The 204-nt window shown below is 62.7% G+C and carries 1 protein-coding gene; it reads right to left on the minus strand.

Annotation, left to right across the window (positions count from 1 at the left end; translation table 11 throughout):
• On the minus strand, window positions 1–204 hold a 204-nt coding region (locus GRB96_RS15500; protein ID WP_338074057.1), incomplete at both ends, for an ATP-binding cassette domain-containing protein.

Raw genomic sequence — 204 nt, forward strand, 5'->3', positions numbered from 1 at the left:
TGGGCCAGCGCCTTGGCGATCAGCACCCGGCGCTTCATGCCCCCGGAGAGGGTGATCATGCGGTTATTACGCTTCTCCCACAGCGACAGCGAGCGCAGTACCTTCTCGATATGCGCCGGATCGGGTAGCTTGCCGAACAGTCCGCGGCTGAAGCTCACTGTGTCCCACACCTTGATGAAGGCGTCGTTGGTCAGCTCCTGGGGC

This window comes from Halomonas alimentaria (assembly GCF_009902005.1).
Taxonomy (GTDB): Bacteria; Pseudomonadota; Gammaproteobacteria; order Pseudomonadales; family Halomonadaceae; genus Halomonas; species Halomonas alimentaria.